Here is a 21,372-nt window from a genome sequence, read left to right on the forward strand (position 1 = left end):
TAAATAGAGGACAATCTACATGATTAAGGTGAAAATTATATCTACTATTCTTTTCAAAGTCATAAAACCAGTAGACCTAGCACAATTAAGTATCTAACTTAAAAAGTTATAATTGGTCTAAAATTTTTACTTTTATTTCCTCAGTAAGCTGAAGTTGGTTCAAATTTAACTACTAGCCTTTATTTAGTAGCATTACCGTTGTATGAAGCATTAAAGTCAGTGTCGGAACTAGCGCTTGACCAGCCACTAGGAAGTTTTACACTACCTTTTTCTAAAGTAGTATTTTCAGGCAGTGGGTCGCTAATCTTCAAGTTGCGTAAATCACGATCAGTACCGAGTTGGGCATCAATGCGGTAGCCGATTTCGTAGTCATGATTTGGATTAAGTGGTGGATTACTATCACCTTTAGAGTTACCCGGATCAACATCTTTGCCAGTAGTTAAGTCTTTGATGCTAGTAATTGACTTACTTACAGCAGATGGAATTTGATCCTCTTCAACAGGTTTACCTTCCCAAGTTGCTTCATCAGAAACTACATTGTTAGATGGTGTATTTTCTACACTAGTTTCAACGTAAGCTTTATCACTGGCACCGTCCCAACCAGCTTTGTAGCTGTATGAGTGATGAATAGTACCAGGAACTGCTAAGATAAAGTTATTTTCTTCATCATCAGGAAGTTTATCTAAGTAAGCTTTATTAGCATCTGCAATTACAGATTTACTTGAAGTTTGAATGTGGAAGTTACTTGTTACATCTTTACCGTTTCTAAAGACGCGGATTCCAGTATAAGTACCATCTGGAACATGACCATCATTTTCACTAGTCCAAGTCTTAGAAGCATCTAAGATTTCACTACTTTCAACTTTATCTTTTAAGCGTACTTGAGTTAAAGGTTTACCTTGCTGCTTATTAGAAGCTAAGTTACTTACTACTTCCCAGACCTTGTCTTGGTCGTTGACGACATTTCCACTATCTTCATAAGAGCTGTTAACTACTTTCCCGCCTCCATTATGTGGAACCATAAGGTAATTCTTAACCTTGTTAGTTTCGCGTTTCTTAATTAAATCAGATTCGCCAGCAATAGACTTGTTTGACGTTGTCCATGTATCACTTACAGTGGTGCGACTATATGGATTGCTACCACTAAGGTATTCGCTGTGATTTTCTTTAATCTTCTTTTTAGCTGCTGAATTAGGAGCTTTTTGCCATTCATTGTACCAGTAATCATAGGTAGCTTCCCATTCTTGGTAGTCAGCACTTTCAGTTTCTTCACGTGTCTTGTGAAGCCAGTGTCCATCAATGTTAGCCTCGTTTTGAATGGTGTGAGCTTCATCACGTTTACCATTATCTTCGTAATGTAAGTTAAGTGGCTTCAAGTACTTATTAGCATTTTCGCCAACTTCATTAGGTCTAATTTGAACACGGTATTGAACCCAGATTACACCACCATTCTTAGAAAGCTCTTTAAGCATGGTTTTATCTTTGTCTTTACCGCTGTCTTTGTTGATCTTAATACTTAACTTGTTACCATTGATAGTTGCACCGTGCGTTGCAGAGTTACTTTCAAAATCTTTTGGATCTAAGCTAACTTGCACGTGGTCAACTGCGGCATCGCCACTACTATCGAGTTTAGTTCTAAACTTATCGTCGAGCGTGTCGTGAATAGTAAAGTCAGTGTATTTATCATCTACCAACTTTTGCCCATCGCTACTGGTTAACTTGTGCCCGTCTTTTTTCTCTACTTGCGTAAAATCATTAATCTTAAAGTGTAAACGGTAGTATAAGTATTGATTTGGATAAACGGTTTGTTCATGAATGTCTGCTGCACCGGTATCTTTAACTTTAGTTGGATCCTTTGGATCGGCTTCATAAACAAACTTGTGAGCAGTTAAACCGTTTTTCGAGTCACCTTTAGTGGTCGTATCAGTGTGTTTGTAAGTAACTTTTAATTTGGTGGTTTTAGTTGTCTTACTTTCATTTAAAGTAGCCGTATTATTAACAATTGTAGAACCGTTGTAGATACTACCTTCGGTAGGTTGTTGGTCGGGCTTAGGCTTAACTTCAATAATCAAATGATAGTTCTTATGCCAAGCATCAGAAGTGGCCTCAGCAGCCTTATCTGTAATCTTAGCTTCAACTAAGGTGTAACCTTTTTTATTGTTAATGGCTGGAGTACCTTTATCGCTGCTAACCATTTTAAAAGCGTTACTTGTTTTAAGTTTCTTACCGTACTTATCGCCCCAGTCACTTTCATACACTTTAGCACTAACTACTTCTAAGCTAGGATCAATATAGTCTTTCAAAACAAGTTGCTGTTTAGCATGCTTAGCCTTAACATGGCTAATCAAAGGATCATCTTTATCCTTTAAAGCTGCTGCAATAGGAAGTGCATTGTAGTTGTCTTTGGTGTTACCAGATTTAACTAAAGCACTTGAGGGTGCTTTTAAGCTAGTGTGAATGTCAAAATAAGCAGTTCCAGTGTCATTGATTGTTTCTTTAGTTGAGTGCTTAGTAAAGTTATTGGTTTTAGAGACCCATTTGTCAACTGGTATATCGTAAGAAGTAGTCATACCTTTGTCGAAATCAAAACCAAAGTAGTCTGCTTGAGATGCATCTTCATAGTTACTTTTACTATCAATGTTGTTAGCGTCGTGTGCAAATTTACCAGTAAGCACTTTAAATGAAGCAGAAGGACGTGCGTACTTATGCCACTGTGACAGGTAAGTTTGATTATTGTATCCGTGAACAAATGTTACATTATATTCACTTGTTGGGTTCTTGGGAATATAAGAGAATCTACCATCTGGATCATCTGGCCAAACAGTACCTTGACGTAAATTCTTACCTGTCTTTTTGTCACGCAATATACGATGTTCATCACCAAAGATACGTGCTAGACCGTTTTGAATACCAGAATTTATTCCATAGCCTGTCTCAACACCAGCATTTAATTTAGTAGATTTATTAACAATGATATAACTTGGTATGTTAAAAAGTATTCCTTGTTGAGAATCTATATCAGTTTGGGATAATTCACTTTTAATCTTCTTAAAGGGTTGGCCTTTCTTTTTTCCTTTGGCGTAAGTTAAAATTAAAGAAAAATTACCTTCACCATCATAAGGTTCTTTGACAGCTAAATGCTCGGTATCAAAATGAATATTTGGATTACCCATTTTACCTTTATTATCATAGTGGTAGTCACCATTCCAAACAATACGAGCATCCAAGGGAACTTTTGAACCTTGCGTTTGATTTTTACCTTTTTCATTAGGATAATAAGTCAAAGCATTTTTATAATACATTCCAAGTTTACCTGAAACACCGTCCCCATTTTCGGGATCATTTTTAGGCAAGTGATAAACGTACCACTCGTGTTTCTTACCTTTTTTAATCCTTTTTGGGTCAGCTTCGTTGGATATATGCCACTTAGCTTTTTTACCACCAAATGGTTGACCACTAAGGCCTTTATTTTCTACTAAGAAACCTGTAGTGTCGTGACTATTCACATAGTTCGCCATGTTATTACCATTTTTACTACCTTGTTCAATACCAATATATGGTGAGATAGCAGGATTTTTTTTATTATTGTACTTCTTTATTTTGGCTACACCATAGGCATTTTTAATAGGTCTTTGAACATTAAGTTCGCCTTTATATGGCTTAGAGCTATCCCACGTTGCCTGCGCAATACCAGCAGAAGAAGTAAAAGAAATTAAAGTTGTTAGTGCAACAGCACTTAACATGAATTTTTGAAAACGTTTTCGATTTTTCACATAATTACAACCTTTCTATTTAAGATTGTAATTAGTATAAATAATTTTTAAGGTGTGTTATGAAAGTAACAAAAAAAGTTTAAGATAAATTTTTATTGATCTAATTCTGCTTTATAATTAAAAAAGTGCATTTCTTTAAATTATGACATTATATTATTGCTTTTATTTAAAAAATAGCTGTTTTTTTTAAATCCAAATTTTTGAATAACAAAAAAGCATCCCACGTAGGGATGCTTTCATTTTAAATATTACAAATCATGTGCTTCTGAACCACTAAAAATAGGATTATCAGCAAGACTAGTATAAGGGTGTGAATAAATCCAATCAATATGATTTAAGTCATCTTGAGTTACACGCCAATTTTTATTGTATTTTTCAGCAGCCATAATATCATCGAAATCACCTACTGAGTTTGGAACAGCATCGTCACCTTGTGCTATCGTTCCTAATCCAATAGCACGCCCTAATTGTTGAGTTACAGCATTAACTTTACCTTGTTCAGTTAAATTGCTAGACCAAACAACAAGATTCATATGGTTAGTAAAAGCATTCTTTCTCCAATCTTTAGGAGCAAACTTATTCGCAGTTGTATAACTTGGGTGTTTTTTAAGAAAATTAATACGTTTAGGTGTTAAGTGGTCATTAGCATAAGGCTGATATTTAGCATATCCAGAATTAATATTATGGTAATATTTAATTACTTCAGGATTTTTATTCTCATAAACACGCGTAGTAGTAATGTCTGCGCCACTTCCATCTTTGGTTTTATTATCATCATAAACCACAATATTAGCGTATTTAGCAGAGTTAAAGCTAGCATGTTTAGCAGACTTAACTAACTTAAATTTAAACTTAGGAGCCCAGAGTTTGATGGCCTTTTTAACAGCGGGCAAAATGGACTTGTCTTTAACATAGATGTTAGCAGAGCGCTTTTTAAAGTTACGATTAGAAGTGTCAAAATCTTTACCGTCTGCATCAGCATAAGTATCTTCATTAGTAGCATCATCAGGGTTAGAGACATAGTATTTGGAGTTAGGCACCCAACTAGCAGCTAGGGCGGCAGAATGAGAGAAAGCGCCGAGTGCAGGCGTAGCCAGCATGGCTGCAATAGTAACTTTTTTCACGACATTTTTAATTTTCATTTTTAAACCTCCATTAGTGTTTGGGTAGTTTGTGTTTAAAATAACTTTTCCATTCTTTACACAAGGTATTTTATCATGGAGTGTAATTGAAAATAGCCCATCTTCTAAATCGAAATTTTAATATGCCTCCCTCTCTAAATCTTCGCATTTTTGTAAAGCATTCCAATTTGGCCGTGATTTTTACTGTAGTCGCCATTAGGAAAGGTGTCAATATACCAGTAATGGTGATCGCCCTTTTTGATGTTGGCTGGATCACCTTCATCAGATTTACTCCAATTTTTGGCAGCAGATCCAAATGGTTCACCCTTCAGAGCTTTGTTTTCTACTAAGACACCTATAGTATTAGGAATTTTATTTTTTAAGTCCTCGGCCGCCCAAGCAGCAAGTTTATTACCATTTTTAGAACCTTCATGAATGGCAATTTTACCATTATTATGTTTGGTATTGAGTTCACCGTAAACGTCTTTAATATTGAGTTGTTTCAGGTGAGTCTTACTAGCCACATTTTTATTCCACTTAGCCTAACGCAATGCCAGGTTGAGATGTAAAAGGAATTAAAGTTGTTAGTGCAATAGCACTTAACATGAATTTTTGAAAAAGTTTTCGTTTTTTCATATAATTACAACCTTTCTATTTGAGATTGTAATTAGTATAAAGAATTTTTAAGGCGTGTTATGTAAGTGACAAAAAAGTTTGAGATAAATTTTTCTGAATAACAAAAATAAAATTTTGCTATGGTCAAAAACACCCCCTTTAATTTTAAAAGCTAAAAAAACACCCCCTTAACTTTCATTTTTCCTATTCTTAAAAATAGTCCCCTAACTTTTTTAGTTAGAGGACTATTTCTATTTAAGCAAATCCGCAATTGCTAATTCTTTTTTATGATAAGACTTATACTGTTTTAAAGCTTTAATTAAGTCATCAAAATGATTATCCCAAAATTGATAATTATCCTCATATGTCTTTACATGCTCTAAATCTTTATAATGACTACGAACATACTTACTGGGTTTATCATTATTGCCATTAGTATAATATTGAAAATCATTATGATAAATAATATAAAGAATTTCAATTTCTGGCCTCATAGTCACATTATTTATCTCTGAAATTTTTCTTTGATAAACTTTTGGTAACTTAAAGTTTTCTTTTCTAGAGTCTAAAATTCTAATTATCTTTATAGGGACTGAAAAACTTTTATTTAAATACATTTTTGCAAAGTTTGCTCCTTTTCTGGTTGTAATTATTTCTTCTTGGAGCATTTCTCTGCGGTCAAATGTTAAAGCTTCATGATCTAAAAGAACATCAATTACTGCCCGTTCACTTTCACCTTCTGCAATCACAGCAATTAGTTCTTTACTCATGTTTATCTTCTACCACCTTTTTCGTTTGTTTCTTTAATCGTAAATATGATTCATATTCTGGAGCCGTTCCTCCTAAAAGATCAGATTCAAATACTTCTGACTTTTTATAATCATTGCGAATATCCGTAGAAGAATAACGTTGAAGTTCTATTTTCTCTTTTCTTTTAGTTATATAAATTTCATCCCCTCTATTTATGTTATCTAGTAATTCATGATAGTGCGTACTAAAAATTAAAGTAGCTCTATTTACATTTACTTTTGGATCACTAAAGTATTCAATGAATGAACGTACAATTGCGTGATTAAAGTGGTTTTCTAATTCATCTACAAAAATTATTCCTCCAGATTTTAATGCAGATACTACATTGCCATATAATGTAATTCCTTTAGATGTTCCTGATGATAAAAAGCATTGAATTACATCGAACCCAGTGGCTGTGATCTCTTCATCTCTATTTTTAAATTTTAAGCGGTATAACAGCTTTATTGCTCCCGCCTCATCCCTTTGTTGCTCAACCTTTAAATAATCAATTGTAGGATCTAAAAATCTTAATATTTCAGTTGGTACCGTACTTTCACCGTAGTAAATAGCATTTACATTTGTAAATATTATATTTTCTATTATAGTTTGAGTTTTATAATTTTCTTTTGCGATTATTACTCTAAATATAGAGTCATTTGTTGCTAAAATAGTTGCGGCTACTTCATCTAGTTCTTTTCTATCAAGAATTGGCTTAATTCCAGTAAAATCAAGGATTTGCTTTTTTGTAAATTGTGGCTTGAATTCTTTCTGATAAATTTTTTCACTGTCTATTATCCACTTCTTGTCTGCTCCATTATTTTTAAATACTATTTCATCCTTATACAATTTTTCATTACTACCGTAGAAAAAAGTAGTAATTTTTATAGGATTATTCCCTATTAACATATTCTTTAGGGAGGTCTGTTCAATTGATAAATCATAGAAAAGTAAGGTTAAGATACCAGCAATAGTATTTAAGATTGTTGTTTTACCTGTAGCATTTTTTCCAACAATTGTTGCTAAATTCGTTACCCATAATTTTCCACTTAAATTTGTCAATTGATCTTTAGTACGTGCAGTTACTCGTGCACCACTCATCAAAGAGAATTCTAACCCATCTTTAAATAATGGGTGATTCTCTATTTTTACTTTCAAAAACGTAAGTTTTGGCTGTATTTTTTTAATATGCCTTGTTTCTCTGTTGGTCACCTGTTATTCCTCCTAAAATACAAACCTTATATTCTACTTAACTATTATACATTATTTTTAAACGGATTATACGATTAAAAATATTTACTAAAAAAACATCTCTCTTAATTTTTTTAAGCAAAAAATACCTCCTAACTTTTTAGCTAGAGGGTTATTTTGTAGACTTTATATTATCTTTTGTAAATTTATAATTTTTATAATCTAATTGATTATGTTTTTTGCTTGGGTATATCAGATGATGGTCAATAAACAATGGATAAAATCTAGTAATTTCGTCTGGTATCATGATTCCTATTAACATAATTTCTTCTTTTTTTGCTGCTAATTCCCATAAATGGCCTTTTTTTAAATTATGACATCATATTATTGCTTTTATTTAAAAAAATAGCTGTTTTTTTAATTTTAAGCTAAATTTTTGAATAATAAAAAACATCCCACGTAGGGATGCCTATAAATAATATTAAAACTCTGTGGCACGTGACTCATAATAAACAGGATTATCATTAATATTGGTATAAGGGTGTGAATAAATCCAGTCGATATGGTCTAAATCACTTTGGGACACATGCCAATTATCATTAAAAGAATCTTGATTATCAGAATTACAGCCAAATGCCATGATGTCAGTTTTATCTTTTGGCGCAACATCTTCAGCATTTTCAAAGTCCCCTAACCCAATAGCACGTCCTAACTGGTTAGTAACTGCATTTACTTTACCTTGTTCAGTCAAAGCGCTAGACAAAACAATAAGATTCATATGGTTGGTGAAAGAATTCGTTTTCCAATCTTTAGGGAAAAATTTACCTGCTGTAGTCATTCCAGGATACCTTTAAAAATATTGAATGCGTTTATAGGTGAGGCGAGAACTAGCATAGTGTAATTGAAAATAGCCCATCTTCTAAATCGAAATTTTAATATGCCTCCCTCTCTAAATCTTCGCATTTTTGTAAAGCATTCCAATTTGGCCGTGAGTTTTACTGTAGTCACTATTAGGGAAGGTGTAAATATACCAGTAATGGTGATCGCCCTTTTTGATGGTGTCTGGATCACCTTCATCAGATTTACTCCAATTTTTGGCAGCAGATCCAAATGGTTCACCCTTCAGACCTTTATTTTCTACTAAGAAACCTGTAGTATATTGTAATTAGTATAAATAATTTCTAAGAGAAACTATAAAATGTTGCTAATAAATTTGATTCCATCGCTAAAATAACAACTGTCCAATTTTCTTTTTTTCTAATTTTTCGACCAACTTCCGTTAAAAAAGTAGTTTTGCCCACACCACGAGTCCGATAGACAATGGAAATTTTGTATGGGCTATTAGGATTATCTAATTCATTTGTTACGTTATCTATTAACTGTCCTCGATTTAGAAAAGTCTCAGGTATTCTACCAAAACTTGGGTTAAATGGATTATTCATTTTTATCTCCTTATGTATCTTATCATATTTTGTGTATCTCTGTGTATCTTTATGTTTATATTAGTAAACTCATACTCATTCTTCTAAATAAAAAATCACCAATGATCTTAGCTTGATTTACATCATCAAACTTTGATACATTGGTGACTTTTACTATCATCTAGGCAAGCTTTAACTTTCCCAGATCCTTTTTAATATAACCACTTAGTTAAGTCTGCACCTTCACCTGTTGGTAATTCATCAACAAAAGGATTAAAATCTTCATCTTTAAGTGGTTGATTAGTATTTAATTTTTTAATAGCATCCATTGCTTTTTCCTCCTTGAAAATTATTAATAGTTAGTTTAGCGTTTTCAAAAAGAAAAAGCAACAAATTTGTTTCTATCCTTCTACAAAAAAGTCATCTTGCATAGTTTGCAAAATCTTGTAGCCAACTTTTTTAGCCACCCCATTATCACTTGGAGTCTGATTTAAGAAGATAACAATTCCATTGGCGTTATCAGGAGTAAGTTCCATCCAGTTGCTAAAATGTGTATACCCAATATTTCCGTAGGCTACTTTAAATTTACCTCCTGCTCTGCGATAGATGCCGCCTGAATAAGTTGTCTTTTTTGCCGAAAGAGTAGTCATGTAATCATATTGCGTAGGCGTTAAAATTTTGCCATTGTACAATCCCTGCATAATCTTATAGTAGTCTTGTGGTGTTGTAAATAAATTGCCTGCACCAGGTAATTGACTAGCTAAAGCTTTGGTGACTTTTACCGGATCTTGATAAGAACGGCCATGGCGATATCCATAAGAAGTTGCGATGGTTTTATTTTTGGGAATATCTTGATACTCAAAAGTGTTCTTTAATTTAAGAGGCTTAATTATTCGATTTTTTAAATTAGTATCGTAGGATTTACCAGTTACCTTACGAATTATGCCAGCAAGTAATAAATAATTAGCATTATTATAGTTAAAGCTATCACGTTTAGAACTTGAAGTAGAATTAATCTCGTTTATTGCCCATTGAATGGCACCAGTTTCAGAATAAAAATGATTTTGGGTTCTTTCTGTACCAATAATGTTGATACCAGAAGTGTGGGTCATTAAATGCCCAATAGTGATATTTTTACTTCCCTTAACCTTGGGAAACCAACGTGATAGTTTTGAATCTTGGGTGATAGGATTTTCAGAATCCTGCGATTCAAAAATTAATTGAGTCATCATCGCTCCGGTAACAACTTTTTCCATTGATCCTAAAGGGTACAACACACGATTATTTAAAGCCTTATTTTTATAATTACCATACCCATAATTTACGGTTTGGGACTTACCATCTTGTACCACCAAGACACTCCCACGCACATGATTTTTTTCTAAGATAGATTTTATTTTGCTAGTAGTATTTTGTTTACTCGAAGCAGCTGAAGCTCGGTCAGGTAGATGAGTAAGAATAGAGCTAGGTGCTCCTAAAATTAAAGTTAATGAAGCAGTAAGCTTTAAAGTAAAATGTTGCCAATTTTTCATTAATTAGATACTTCCCTTTCTAAAAGCAAAATCCTATGCTCTATTTTAACATGCATGCTAAACTTGAGGAGACAATTATTAGAAGTTGCCTACACAAAAAGCATCCCTGAAGTATAAAATAGGATGCTTTTTGCGAAATGAAAAAATTATATTAGAATTGATCCAAAGAGGATCTTATAGAAAGTAGAGACAAAAGTTTCTTCCCACATCGCTTTTGTCCTAAAATTATTATAATATAAACTTACCTAAAATTCATTAAAATTATTTTGCTTATTTTTCTACTCTGAAATAACTTGATAGAAAGGATTACTTAATGAAACACAGACTCATTTTCAAAATTTTGTTAGCAACTAGTATGATGTCGCTCTTTTCTTCCCAGCCTGTCCAGGCAGCTACAAAAGCTGCAAAAGCAACAGTAAAAACTAAAAAATACCAGCAAGCAAAATCATTTTACCCAAGAATTATACCCGGCATAATTTACTACAAGCTTTTATTAGTAGCCCTTCTACCAAATTTAAACAAGCTTGTGTAAAAGGGATGGACGAAAACAACTTTTCAAGAATTACTGCAGCTGAAAGTAAAAAAGATAACCAAACTAAGATTAATCTTAACAAACTAACTCCAACTCAAAAAAGAAAGCTAGCAGATTTTACCCTCAAACTTATTAATCAAGCACGTAAGCAGTTAGGACTACCTGTTTGGCGCTATAGTTCCAGTGCGCAAAAATTGGCTAATGATATTGCCATGCAGTACGCCCTTCACCATAAAAGTATCTCTGATCAAACTGGTCACTACATCAAAGGCATTACTACTGCTACTAAAGCAAATGGCTTTACCGGACCATTAACACAGGATAATTATGTGGAAAATATGGGAGGCTTTTTAGGAAAGCAAACTATCACAATGACCCAAGCTAAAAAGAAAATTTACTTCATCTTAAAACAAATGATTTTTGGTTTTGCTGGCAATAATGAAAGTCAACGTCAAGATCAAACTAAATACTTAGAGTGGCAACATGCTGCTTCAATTTTTAATACTCAAGGCTCTAAACATGATGGCGATTGGGATTACTTTGGTCTTAGTATTTCTAAAAAAGGCAAAGCTTACACAATTCACTTTATTTGCATTCCTAGTTTTATGGTGAAAGAATATCATCATGGAACTTGGAAATAGAAAGTGTGAATCTAATGAAAAAATTTCCTCCGATTGAAAAAATAATGGAAGCTTATACAGCTATTGGGGATCATCATGTTAAGATGTTTGAAAATTACGCCCTGGTTACTTCATCTAATAATGCTAAAACTTATACAGTAAAATGGCATGATGGTATTTATCAAGCAAATGATAATGCTACTTATTGGCAAGGATATGCTGGTTATCCGATCATCGCAGTATTATTATTACAAAATAAGCTCCCCTTTGATGAAGCTTTAGCTAAAGCTTTTGCCGGTATTAATTGGCATGAACTTAATGAAAAATTTAAGCGCAATTACACCGAAGCAGCTAAATTTATTTTTAAAGAAAAGAAGCTCGATGAAAATACCATTCTAACTAAAATTGATCAATGCTACGCTATTTTAAAAGAACTTCCTTTAACTATTAAACGCACTACTACAAAAGTCATCAAAAATTAATTTTAACTTTATGCAAAAAGCTACTATGTCCCTTTTAACGAAACATGGTAGCTTTTATAATGTTTAATTTTCTTAAGCGAAGTTTGATTTTTGGAAATGGTCACCAACTAATTGGCGGTAGTAATTAGCCCGAGTTACACCAAAATATGGACGCAACCATAAAAAGCCAATTCCGCAAGTAATAATTGAAAGCAAGAACCAACCAATAAAGCTCAAGTCTAAGCAAAATAATTGCCACTTATGTCCCTTCATTACTTGACGGCTTAAGCGAATTGCTTGTGTTGGTTGAACTTCATTTCCATTATCTGTTAAATCTTTAATAATGTATGGTGCCATAGAGTAAGCGTAAGATTTAATAATTCCTGGAATAATAAATAGCATACTCCAAAGAGCGATAAAGACACTTGCTAAAAAGCTAGTTAACAAACTTGGAATTATTCGTTTATTAGTTACAGCTGCAAAAGCGCCTGTGAACACATTGCCTGCTTGCTCTGTATCTACTAAGTTAAGGTATGCATAGTAAATGCTGTAACTGAGCATCCCTACTACAATTGAGCTAAGCGCTACAGTTGAACTGGTACTACTTAATAGTGCAGATTCTTTAGGCGCTTGGCCCAAAAATCCATTACTAAATCCAATAAAATAACTTGGATTTGAAACAATACCAATAACTCCAGCAAAAATACTATTTACTAGCGGCACTAAGATCGCCCAACCCCAGTCTCCCCTTAACTGAGATTTTGCATTCTTTTTCAATGTAGAAAATTTCATTTTTTCCCCCTAAATAAAATTATTAATTCCTAGTTATTATAGCAATAATTTTATTTAGAATCTATTCTATCTTTGATTTGCCCAATATTGATAGTAATCTGTTCTTAAGTTACCATTGAAAAATTTTCTCTTTTTAGTAGCTTTTTCACCAAAGTACTTTTCAAATTCAGGATCAGAGGTTAAATAGTATTGACTAAAACTTTCAAGTGGACGCAAAGTTTGCCCCATTTCCTCATAAATTTTTTCAGCAGCTTGCCGGTCTTTTAATCTTTTCCCATAAGGTGGGTTAGCAATGATAATTCCATTTTCTAAGTCAGTTGAAAAATCTTTAACAGCCACTTGCTTAAACTTTATATCTTGTAAAACTCCAGCATTATGGGCATTAACTTTTGCAATTTCCAAGATTGATTGATCGATATCACTGGCAATAATTGGAGCATGATCTTTTATGATTTCGGCTTTAGCTTTTTCAACTAATTCTGGGTGTAACTTTTTATCGAACCAGTCAAAATCATCAAAAGCAAATTTACGCCAAATTCCTGGTGCAACATGCTTAGCAATTAAGGCAGCTTCAATTGCAATTGTCCCGGAACCTGTCATTGGATCAATAAAGGGATGACTACCATCGTAAGGTGTTAGTTCAATTAAGCCAGCTGCAAAATTTTCTTTAAGCGGTGCACCACCATGTTCTACGCGATAACCACGTTTAAATAAACTTTGTCCTGTGGTATCTAAGCTTAAACGTACCTTATCTTTATAAATATGAACATCTAGTGGGTATAAGGCTCCTGTTTCTGGTAAAAAGCCACGTCGATGGTACTGATCTGTCATTTTATCTACAATTGCTTTTTTTACAATTGATTGGACATCAGGTTCAGAGTGCAATTTACTTTTAACACTCCGCCCCTTAACAGGAAATTGCGCATCCATTGGTAATAACTGTGCCCAATCATAGCTATAAGTTTCCTCATAAAGTTTGTCAAAATCAGTTGCTTTAAATTCTTTCAGCAAAATCTTAACACGATCAGCACTTCTTAACCATAAATTAGTTTTAACAATGTCTTCTTGCGTTCCCTCAAAAAAGACACGGCCGTTTTCAGTTTCAGTTTCATAGCCTAAATCTTGTAATTCCTTAGCTACTACACTTTCAAATCCTGCACCCATCGTTGCATATAATTTGTATTTTTCCATAATATCATCTCCATAAAAAAAGTTGAGCATTAATGCTCAACTTACCATACAAGTTTCTATAAGCCACGTTTTGTTCCAACAAAGCTTGGCAAACTTTGTTTTCAGCAATCATCTATCTCTACTATGTAGTCTCACCCATCGTTCATTTCCTTAGGTGAAAACGCCCCTACCAAATTTGGGTTGCTCACTTGCAGGGTTTACCTCGTTCCACCAACAAAATTTCTTTTGTTGCTCCGTCACTGTGGCACTTTCAGGATATTCACGCATGTCTAACAGATTTAGCGCTTTTTCCGCCATGATTTTTATAAAATCCCTCAGCTTATTGGGCTGAGTACAAACACTACGAGCATCGCAGCTCGTGTGAGCGTGGACTTTCCTCAGCTAGCTCTTGGCTAACCGCGATTGCTCAAAACTTGCAAAATAAATTATATCACAAATGCTAATAAAAATTAATCTCTATAGCCCTTGCTTATCAAGTCTTTGTTCTAGATTAAAGACTTTACGCTCTAAAGTAGAAATTCTTTGAATCATTGCTACGTTAGTCGTAATTTCGTTACTTCCATATTTATAATCAGTTATCGGCGGTACACTCTTATTACCCTCACTTGAAGGATAATACATCTTAACGTCGTCTTCCTCAACAGATTTTGCATTTGGAAAACGTCTACTATCTGTTTCAGCTTCTTGCTTTTGCTGTAATTTTGTATTTAATTCTTGTATTTTTGTTTGATATTCATTAATGATTTGGATGAAATTGGTATAATCTGCAATAATTGTATCTAAATAACTATCGACCTCTGTTTGGTCATATCCTTTTACTTTAGATTTAAATCTCTTTTGCAGAATATCATCCGCTGACAATTTAATGTCTTGTAAATCTGCCATGTTTCTCACAGCTCCTTTGCTTATATTTTAGCAAAAAAGCTCCTTTATTAAAATAGAAGTAACCTCTATCTTGCTAAATATTCTTCTGCTGTCTCTTGCAAATCATAAAAATCAATTAAATTAACATCATAATTGCTTTTTTCCTGGTTTCTTTTGATAAACTCATAATCATATCTGCTTTTGCCAGGATGTTCTGGATCGTAAATCAGTAAGGCTTGGTCGCTATGAGTAAACATAAATTGTTGATAGTTTTTCAATTGGCTTGGATTTTGATACGATTGCTTAGAAACAGAAGCATAAAAATCAACTTTATTTTTTAACTCTTCAAAATGAAGTTGGTTTTTTTCATTCCAATTTTTAGCAAAATCTGCATAAGGTGTTAACATCCCCACCTGCAAAGGATACTCCTTTGCTAATTCTAACCCTACTTCTAGACTCCATTGTTCAACACCTAAATTTCCCCCACTTAAGATCCAATCGAGTTCGCCGTTTTCTAAAAGAGATCGATAATATTTCTTTAATGCATACTTTATTACTTGCAGCTTTTTTTCTTTCTCATTAAAAATATTTAATTCATAACTGCGATATCCTGTTACCCATAATCTTTTCATAATTTTTCCTTACTTTTTCACACTTTTAAAATTTGTTCAATAACTGCTATAATTGATGCTATCAGGAGTGAAGTAAATGGTCAATTATCCTACTGGAAGTCTGATCAATTTTAATGATGGTCAGACAAGAGATTTAATTAATAAAACAAAGAACAAAAAGGTAGCTCGACATAAAGATACTGTTTTTTCTGATCGTGGAATGAACTTAGAGCAGCAAATTAATGAATCGAATAACTATTACCTTTCAAAAAATATAGCTGTTGTCCATAAAAAGCCTACTCCCGTTCAAATTGTCAAAGTCGACTATCCTAAACGTTCACGCGCCGTAATTAAAGAAGCTTACTTCAGACAAGCTTCAACTACAGATTATAATGGTGTCTACAAAGGCTACTATCTTGATTTTGAAGCTAAAGAGACCCGTAATAAGCAATCTTTTCCTTTAAAAAATTTTCATGAACACCAAATAATTCACTTAAGTCAATGTCTAAGACAACAAGGAATTTGTTTTACGATAATTAGGTTTGCGAGTTTAAATCGGTATTTTGTTACGCCTGCCAGTTTTATTGTAGATGCTTGGTATGCGTGGAAGAAAAAAGATAAAAGTTCAATTAGTTTAATTCAGCTTAGTGAAAATTCAATTGAAATTAAAAGTGGCTATCGCCCTACTCTCCCTTATTTACAAGCTGTTGACAAAATTATAGAAAGATCGGAAGTAAAAAATGACAGATAATCAAAATCAATCTCGACCCTCCAGAGTATCTCGCCTACGTTCAAAAGGAAAAAAGAAAAATATTTTTCTTAGAATCATAAAATGGATTTTTATTACTTTTTTGATTGTAATTGTGGGTGGAATTGGGCTTTTTGCTTACTATGCTAAAGATGCACCTAGCATTTCTCAAGCACAACTCCAAAGTGGCGGAACAAGTAGCTTATACACTAATAATGGAAAGTTTCTTCTTTCTTTAGGTTCCTCTAAAAGAACTTACGTCAAAAATAATAAAATACCTACTACTTTAAAAAATGCCGTTGTCTCTGTCGAAGATAGACGCTTTTACAAAGAAGGCATTGGTCTAGATCCAATTAGAATTATCGGATCAGTTTTAGTTAATGCTAAAAGTGGTGGCGTTGCTGCTGGTGGATCAACCATTACCCAACAATTAGTGAAGTTGTCCGTTTTTTCAACTGATGCTTCTCAGCGTACACTTAAACGCAAAGCCCAAGAAGCCTGGCTTTCAATGAAAGTAGAACGTGAATTTAGTAAAAACCAAATTTTAGAGTTCTATATTAATAAGGTTTATATGAATTATGGTATTTATGGGATGGGAACAGCCGCTGAGTTTTATTATGGTAAAAGTCTAGATGATTTATCTTTGCCGCAGTTAGCTTTATTGGCAGGGATGCCTAATGCACCAGTTGCGTACGATCCTTATGTATATCCTGCAAAGGCAAAATACAGACGTGACATTGTTTTAAAATCGATGCTGACTAATCATAAGATCACCAAGGCACAATATAAAAAGGCAGTTAACACGCCAATTACTGAAGGACTCCAGCCTAAGAAAACAACTGTTGATTCTACTTTGAGAAAAGTTGATGATCCATATATTAAAGAGGTAATTTCTGAAGTTAAAAGTAAAGGATTTAATCCTTACAACGATAATTTAAAAATTACTGTCAATATTGATCAAGATGCACAAAATAAACTTTATGAACTTGCAAATGATGGCGAAGTGCCTTTTACCAATGATAAGATGCAAGTGGGTGCAACGATTGTCAATCCAAAAAATGGACACGTAATTGCTATCCTTGGAGGGCGAAAACTCCCTTCTGTTCAATTAGGGCTTAACCGTGCTGTTCAAACTGGGCGTTCAACCGGTTCTACAATTAAACCAGTACTTGATTATGGACCAGCAATTGAGTACCTGTACTGGCCAACTTCTTACATTCTCAATGATAGTAAGTACATTTATCCTGGTACTAATATTCAACTCTATGATTGGGATAATACTTATAAGGGTAAAATGTCTATGCGCCAAGCACTAGTTGAATCACGAAATGTTCCAGCTGTCCAAACTTTGGCTAAAGTTGGTGTAAGTCGTGCTTCCCTTTTTGCTAAAAAAATGGGTGTCAATGTTCCTTCAGATTCAGGTTTATCTGTTGGTATCGGTGCCAATGCTTCTTCTCTTCAAATGGCAGGTGCTTATAGTGCTTTTGCTAATAATGGTGTATACCACAAGCCACAATTTGTTTCTAAAATTGAAACTCCTGATGGAATTACTCGTAAGTATGACAGTGAAGGAACTCGTGTTATGAAGGACTATACAGCTTACATGATGACAGATATGCTTAAAGGTGTCTTCACTGGAAAAGGATCTGGGACCGCTGCTAGAATTGATAACCTTTATGAAGCTGGTAAAACGGGAACTGTAAAATATTCAGAAGATGATCTTGTTAAATATCCGCAATACGCAAATTCTCCAAAAGATGCTTGGTTTGTAGGATATACTAAATTATATTCAATGGGTATCTGGACAGGATATGACAATCTTAAAGATGGAACTCCATCAGGCGTTGGAGAGAACTCGGCTCAACTTCTTTATAAAAAGATGATGCAATACTTGATGGAAAATAAACCAAATGAAGATTGGAGTCAGCCTTCATCAGTTGTTGGACGTAAAATTGTTAATGGTACTGAAAATGATGTTGCAAGATCTGGAGCAAGTAACGCAACTTGGCAATTATTTGTTAAAGGCCATGCTCCAATTGATCCTTATGGTAACAGTGATGAAAAAGTAACCACTGTCAAAAGAAGAGATGAAGATTATGATGATGATACAAAAGTAGATAATGATGAAAAAATAAGTAGCTCACGTAAAGATAAAGATGAGGATGATACTTCTTCCACTTCAAAGAGTTCTATTTCTGAAAAAGAGAGTTCAGCCTCCTCATCTAAACAAACTGCTACACAATCTTCAACTCAAAATAATGAAACAACAAATACAAATTCACAGTCAAAAGCTGAAAGTGTTTCTCAGTCTACCCCTCCATCATCTTCAGAAACTAGTCAGACAAATGCTCAACCTAAAGCAACCACTGATAATAAGGATACAAATCTTAACTAATTAAATAAAATAATAAAAAGCTTGATAATTCAACGTTTTAAACGAAATTATCAAGCTTTTTTATTTCTAACTAAGCAAACTATAAGGATCAATGTCTTTTTTGCGAGCTGGTAATTTATAACGACCAAAAGCAATTAGGGCATGATGAGCATGAATCCACTGCTCCTGTGGTAAAATTTCTTCCAGGCGTTTTTCAATTTGATGAGGCGTAGCTTTTGCAGGTACAATTTTAAAAAGTTTAGAAATTCTAGACACATGAGTATCAACAGCGATAGCAGGTATTTTAAAGGCTTCTGCTAAAACAACATTTGCTGTCTTTTCCCCTACTCCCGGAAGAGTAATTAAAGTTTGTTTTTCTCGGGGGACTACCCCATTAAAGCGGTCTGTAAGAATAGTTGCTGTTTCCTTTAAATGTTTAGCTTTAGTACGATAGAGACCAATAACCTTAATTGTAGACTCTATTTCTGAAAGAGAAGCATTTTTTAAGCTTTTACTATCCGGAAACTTTTGATTAAAATTAGGAGTTACCTTATTTACCATCTTATCTGTAGTCTGTGCGCTCATCATTACTGCACATAGCAAGTGAAAAACACTATCCCATTTTAGTTCTCCTTTTGCATCAGGAAAAATATTCATTATTTTTTGAAGAACAACTAGCGCTTCTTCATCAGAAAGTAATTTTTCCATCTTTGGTATCCCTTCATTTAAAATTTTGTTCTTTGTAAAAATCCCTTAACTTGTTCTGGTGTCTTTAAGTTGTGTTGTTGCCAATTTAATAGAATTCGATCAACATATTTAAAATTATATACTTGAGCTAAAACAGCTTCACATAAAGCCATCTTTATTATTTCATTATCATAATGATCAATATTTATCCAAGCAGCTACTTCTTGACGTTCAATTGGACTTAACAACCTTCCAAACTCTACTTCAAATTGATGGACTAAAATTTGAATTGGATCTTCTTGAACTTCCTTAATTTCTAAATTCTCACTGGCCACTTCCTGATGATTTTTAAGGTAATTGTCTAATTTTGTATATAATGGCGAAAGGTCATAATAGCTTGTAATCTTACCATTCTCATCCTTCTTTTGTCGCAAAGCAATCACTTTATCATCAATAAGTTCTTGAATTACTTCCCCAACTTGTATTGGACTAAGTGTCATTTCTTGAGCTAGTAATTCATTGCTAGGAAATAAATTATTCTTTTGATAGTATGCTTCCAATTTTAATAAGACCAGTAGAGATAATTCACTTAAATTTAAATGAATATAATTTTTTAACAGTACATTAGGAATGCTCAAAAAACCATCTGTGCGGTAGTTATTAAAAGATACCATATTTCCCCTCCTTTAAAAAAGAGCTGAACAATGAGTTCAGCTCTTTTAATCTAATTTATGGACGTAAGCGATTGATCATTCTTGGGAATGGAACAGCTTCACGAATATGATCTAACTTACAAATCCAGCCGAGATATCTTTCAAATCCAATACCAAAGCCAGAGTGAGGAACAGAACCATATTTACGTAAATCAAGGTACCATTCATAATCTTTTTCGTTTAATCCTGCTTCTTTAATTTGTGCCTTTAAAGTTTCATAGTCACTTTCACGTTCACTACCACCGATAATTTCTCCATAACCTTCTGGAGCAAGAACATCAGCACATAAATATTCTTTTGGATTATCTGGGTTCTTCTTCATATAGAATGGTTTGATAGAAGTTGGATAATTTAAAATGAAAACTGGACGATCAAATTGCTCAGAAATATAAGCTTCATCTGGTGCACCAAAGTCGTCTCCCCACTTAAAGTCACGTCCTGCATCTTGAAGCATCTTAACAGCTTCATCATAACTTAATCGAGGGAAATTACCTTCAGTAGTTGGTCTTAACTTTTCAGGATCTCTTCCTAAAAGGCGTAATTCATATTCACAGTTATCTAAAATACGCTTAGTTACGAAAGCCAATAATCTTTCTTGAATATCTAAAGATTCATCTTGACTCATCCAAGCCATTTCTGGCTCCATCATCCAAAACTCAGTCAAGTGACGACGTGTTTTAGATTCTTCAGCTCTAAAAGTTGGACCAAAAGTAAATACCTTACCGAAGGCAGCTGCTCCAACTTCTCCATATAATTGACCTGATTGTGAAAGGTAAGCATCAGTATTGAAATAGTCAATATGGAATAATTCAGTAGTTCCTTCTGGAGCTGATTGCATTAAAATAGGTGCATCAAATTTTATAAATCCTTCTTGTTCGAAGAAATCTACAATTGCCTTGAAAGCTTGATTTCTAATTTGCATGATAGCAAAAGGTCTCTTAGATCTTAGCCATAAATGACGGTGATCTAACAAGAAATCAATCCCATGTTCTTTATTACCAATTGGATAGCCTTCATTATTAGTTACAATCTCTAAATCAGAAATTTTTATTTCATAACCAAAGTGAGATCTTTCATCTTTATTAATTGTTCCAGTAATGTACATGCTTGCTTCTGGGTGTAAACTCTTTGCAGCATTAAATACTTCTTCTGGAACATCCTTTTTTAAAAGAACTCCTTGGAAAAATGCAGTACCATCACGTAATTGTAAAAACATGATTTTACCACTTGAACGCTTGTCTGTAAGCCATACATGCATCTTGACTTCTTCGCCAACATGCTTTGAGGCATCTTTAATTGAAATTAATTCTGTCATTCGTTACCAACCTTTATTGAAT

At 33.6% G+C, this 21,372-nt stretch carries 20 protein-coding genes and 1 other RNA gene; 5 read left to right on the forward strand and 16 right to left on the reverse strand.

The window, feature by feature from the left end; all coding sequences use genetic code 11:
* Window positions 1-179 precede the first annotated feature (179 nt).
* The 8 genes from FP433_RS04230 to FP433_RS04265 form a co-directional block, all read right to left on the reverse strand.
* A complete protein-coding gene (locus FP433_RS04230; protein WP_265486480.1) occupies window positions 180-3,773 on the reverse strand; it encodes a hypothetical protein in 3,594 nt (1,197 codons plus the stop codon).
* Window positions 3,774-4,021: 248 nt separating this feature from the next.
* Entirely contained in the window at window positions 4,022-4,915 is an 894-nt protein-coding gene (locus tag FP433_RS04235; protein ID WP_265486481.1) for a hypothetical protein, read from the reverse strand.
* Between the two features lie 134 nt (window positions 4,916-5,049).
* Complete coding sequence (locus FP433_RS04240; RefSeq protein WP_265486482.1) at window positions 5,050-5,418, reverse strand: hypothetical protein; 369 nt, start codon at window positions 5,416-5,418, stop codon at window positions 5,050-5,052.
* 342 nt (window positions 5,419-5,760) lie between these two features.
* The gene (locus FP433_RS04245) at window positions 5,761-6,279 is read right to left on the reverse strand and encodes an N-6 DNA methylase (RefSeq protein WP_265486483.1); all 519 of its coding nucleotides are present in this window, start codon (window positions 6,277-6,279) and stop codon (window positions 5,761-5,763) included.
* Window positions 6,272-7,510 carry an AAA family ATPase gene (locus tag FP433_RS04250; protein ID WP_265486484.1) on the reverse strand — a complete coding sequence of 413 codons (1,239 nt, stop codon included), beginning with the start codon at window positions 7,508-7,510 and terminating at the stop codon, window positions 6,272-6,274. Before FP433_RS04250 ends, FP433_RS04245 begins: the two co-directional genes overlap by 8 nt.
* A 460-nt stretch (window positions 7,511-7,970) precedes the next feature.
* Window positions 7,971-8,327 carry a hypothetical protein gene (locus FP433_RS04255; protein WP_265486485.1) on the reverse strand — a complete coding sequence of 119 codons (357 nt, stop codon included), beginning with the start codon at window positions 8,325-8,327 and terminating at the stop codon, window positions 7,971-7,973.
* Between the two features lie 343 nt (window positions 8,328-8,670).
* The gene (locus FP433_RS04260) at window positions 8,671-8,931 is read right to left on the reverse strand and encodes a hypothetical protein (RefSeq protein WP_265486486.1); all 261 of its coding nucleotides are present in this window, start codon (window positions 8,929-8,931) and stop codon (window positions 8,671-8,673) included.
* Window positions 8,932-9,311: 380 nt separating this feature from the next.
* Window positions 9,312-10,442: a serine hydrolase domain-containing protein gene (locus tag FP433_RS04265; RefSeq protein WP_265486487.1), complete on the reverse strand. Its 1,131-nt coding sequence runs from the start codon at window positions 10,440-10,442 to the stop codon at window positions 9,312-9,314.
* 313 nt (window positions 10,443-10,755) lie between these two features.
* Between FP433_RS04265 and FP433_RS04270 the strand changes: the two genes are divergently transcribed.
* From FP433_RS04270 to FP433_RS04280, 3 genes are read left to right on the forward strand one after another with little or no spacing between them, the layout of a single operon-like run.
* On the forward strand, window positions 10,756-10,974 hold the full coding sequence (locus FP433_RS04270) for a hypothetical protein (protein ID WP_265486488.1): 219 nt from the start codon (window positions 10,756-10,758) through the stop codon (window positions 10,972-10,974).
* Window positions 10,935-11,615, forward strand: a complete 681-nt coding sequence (locus FP433_RS04275) for an SEC10/PgrA surface exclusion domain-containing protein (protein ID WP_265487251.1) — start codon at window positions 10,935-10,937, stop codon at window positions 11,613-11,615. The genes FP433_RS04270 and FP433_RS04275 overlap by 40 nt, the downstream gene beginning before the upstream one ends.
* Before the next feature lie 14 nt (window positions 11,616-11,629).
* Window positions 11,630-12,076, forward strand: coding sequence for a hypothetical protein (locus FP433_RS04280; protein ID WP_265484491.1), 447 nt, complete (start codon window positions 11,630-11,632; stop codon window positions 12,074-12,076).
* A 72-nt stretch (window positions 12,077-12,148) separates the two neighbouring features.
* Here FP433_RS04280 and FP433_RS04285 read toward each other — a convergent pair whose 3' ends face one another.
* The 5 genes from FP433_RS04285 to FP433_RS04305 form a co-directional block, all read right to left on the reverse strand.
* A complete protein-coding gene (locus tag FP433_RS04285) occupies window positions 12,149-12,847 on the reverse strand; it encodes a DUF975 family protein (RefSeq protein WP_265486489.1) in 699 nt (232 codons plus the stop codon).
* A 66-nt stretch (window positions 12,848-12,913) separates the two neighbouring features.
* Entirely contained in the window at window positions 12,914-14,038 is a 1,125-nt protein-coding gene (locus tag FP433_RS04290; protein WP_265484489.1) for a THUMP domain-containing class I SAM-dependent RNA methyltransferase, read from the reverse strand.
* Window positions 14,039-14,092: 54 nt separating this feature from the next.
* Window positions 14,093-14,452, reverse strand: an RNA gene (rnpB, locus tag FP433_RS04295) — RNase P RNA component class B.
* Between the two features lie 42 nt (window positions 14,453-14,494).
* Window positions 14,495-14,923, reverse strand: coding sequence for a DivIVA domain-containing protein (locus FP433_RS04300; protein ID WP_265484488.1), 429 nt, complete (start codon window positions 14,921-14,923; stop codon window positions 14,495-14,497).
* Window positions 14,924-14,988: 65 nt separating this feature from the next.
* Window positions 14,989-15,534, reverse strand: a complete 546-nt coding sequence (locus tag FP433_RS04305) for a DUF1273 domain-containing protein (RefSeq protein ID WP_265484487.1) — start codon at window positions 15,532-15,534, stop codon at window positions 14,989-14,991.
* Between the two features lie 76 nt (window positions 15,535-15,610).
* Here FP433_RS04305 and recU point away from each other — a divergent pair, with 76 nt between their 5' ends.
* The gene (recU, locus tag FP433_RS04310; protein ID WP_265486490.1) at window positions 15,611-16,264 is read left to right on the forward strand and encodes a Holliday junction resolvase RecU; all 654 of its coding nucleotides are present in this window, start codon (window positions 15,611-15,613) and stop codon (window positions 16,262-16,264) included.
* On the forward strand, window positions 16,254-18,656 hold the full coding sequence (locus FP433_RS04315) for a PBP1A family penicillin-binding protein (RefSeq protein WP_265486491.1): 2,403 nt from the start codon (window positions 16,254-16,256) through the stop codon (window positions 18,654-18,656). Before recU ends, FP433_RS04315 begins: the two co-directional genes overlap by 11 nt.
* A gap of 66 nt (window positions 18,657-18,722) precedes the next feature.
* Here FP433_RS04315 and nth read toward each other — a convergent pair whose 3' ends face one another.
* Genes nth through asnS form a run of 3 tightly spaced genes read right to left on the reverse strand, consistent with a single transcriptional unit; the run spans window position 18,723 to window position 21,350 of the window.
* On the reverse strand, window positions 18,723-19,343 hold the full coding sequence (gene nth / locus FP433_RS04320; protein ID WP_265486492.1) for an endonuclease III: 621 nt from the start codon (window positions 19,341-19,343) through the stop codon (window positions 18,723-18,725).
* 17 nt (window positions 19,344-19,360) lie between these two features.
* Complete coding sequence (locus FP433_RS04325) at window positions 19,361-19,996, reverse strand: DnaD domain protein (protein ID WP_265486493.1); 636 nt, start codon at window positions 19,994-19,996, stop codon at window positions 19,361-19,363.
* Between the two features lie 55 nt (window positions 19,997-20,051).
* The gene (gene asnS / locus FP433_RS04330; protein WP_265484482.1) at window positions 20,052-21,350 is read right to left on the reverse strand and encodes an asparagine--tRNA ligase; all 1,299 of its coding nucleotides are present in this window, start codon (window positions 21,348-21,350) and stop codon (window positions 20,052-20,054) included.
* Window positions 21,351-21,372 lie beyond the last annotated feature (22 nt).

The sequence above is a fragment of the Lactobacillus sp. PV012 genome, from assembly GCF_014522325.1.
GTDB lineage: Bacteria > Bacillota > Bacilli > Lactobacillales > Lactobacillaceae > Lactobacillus.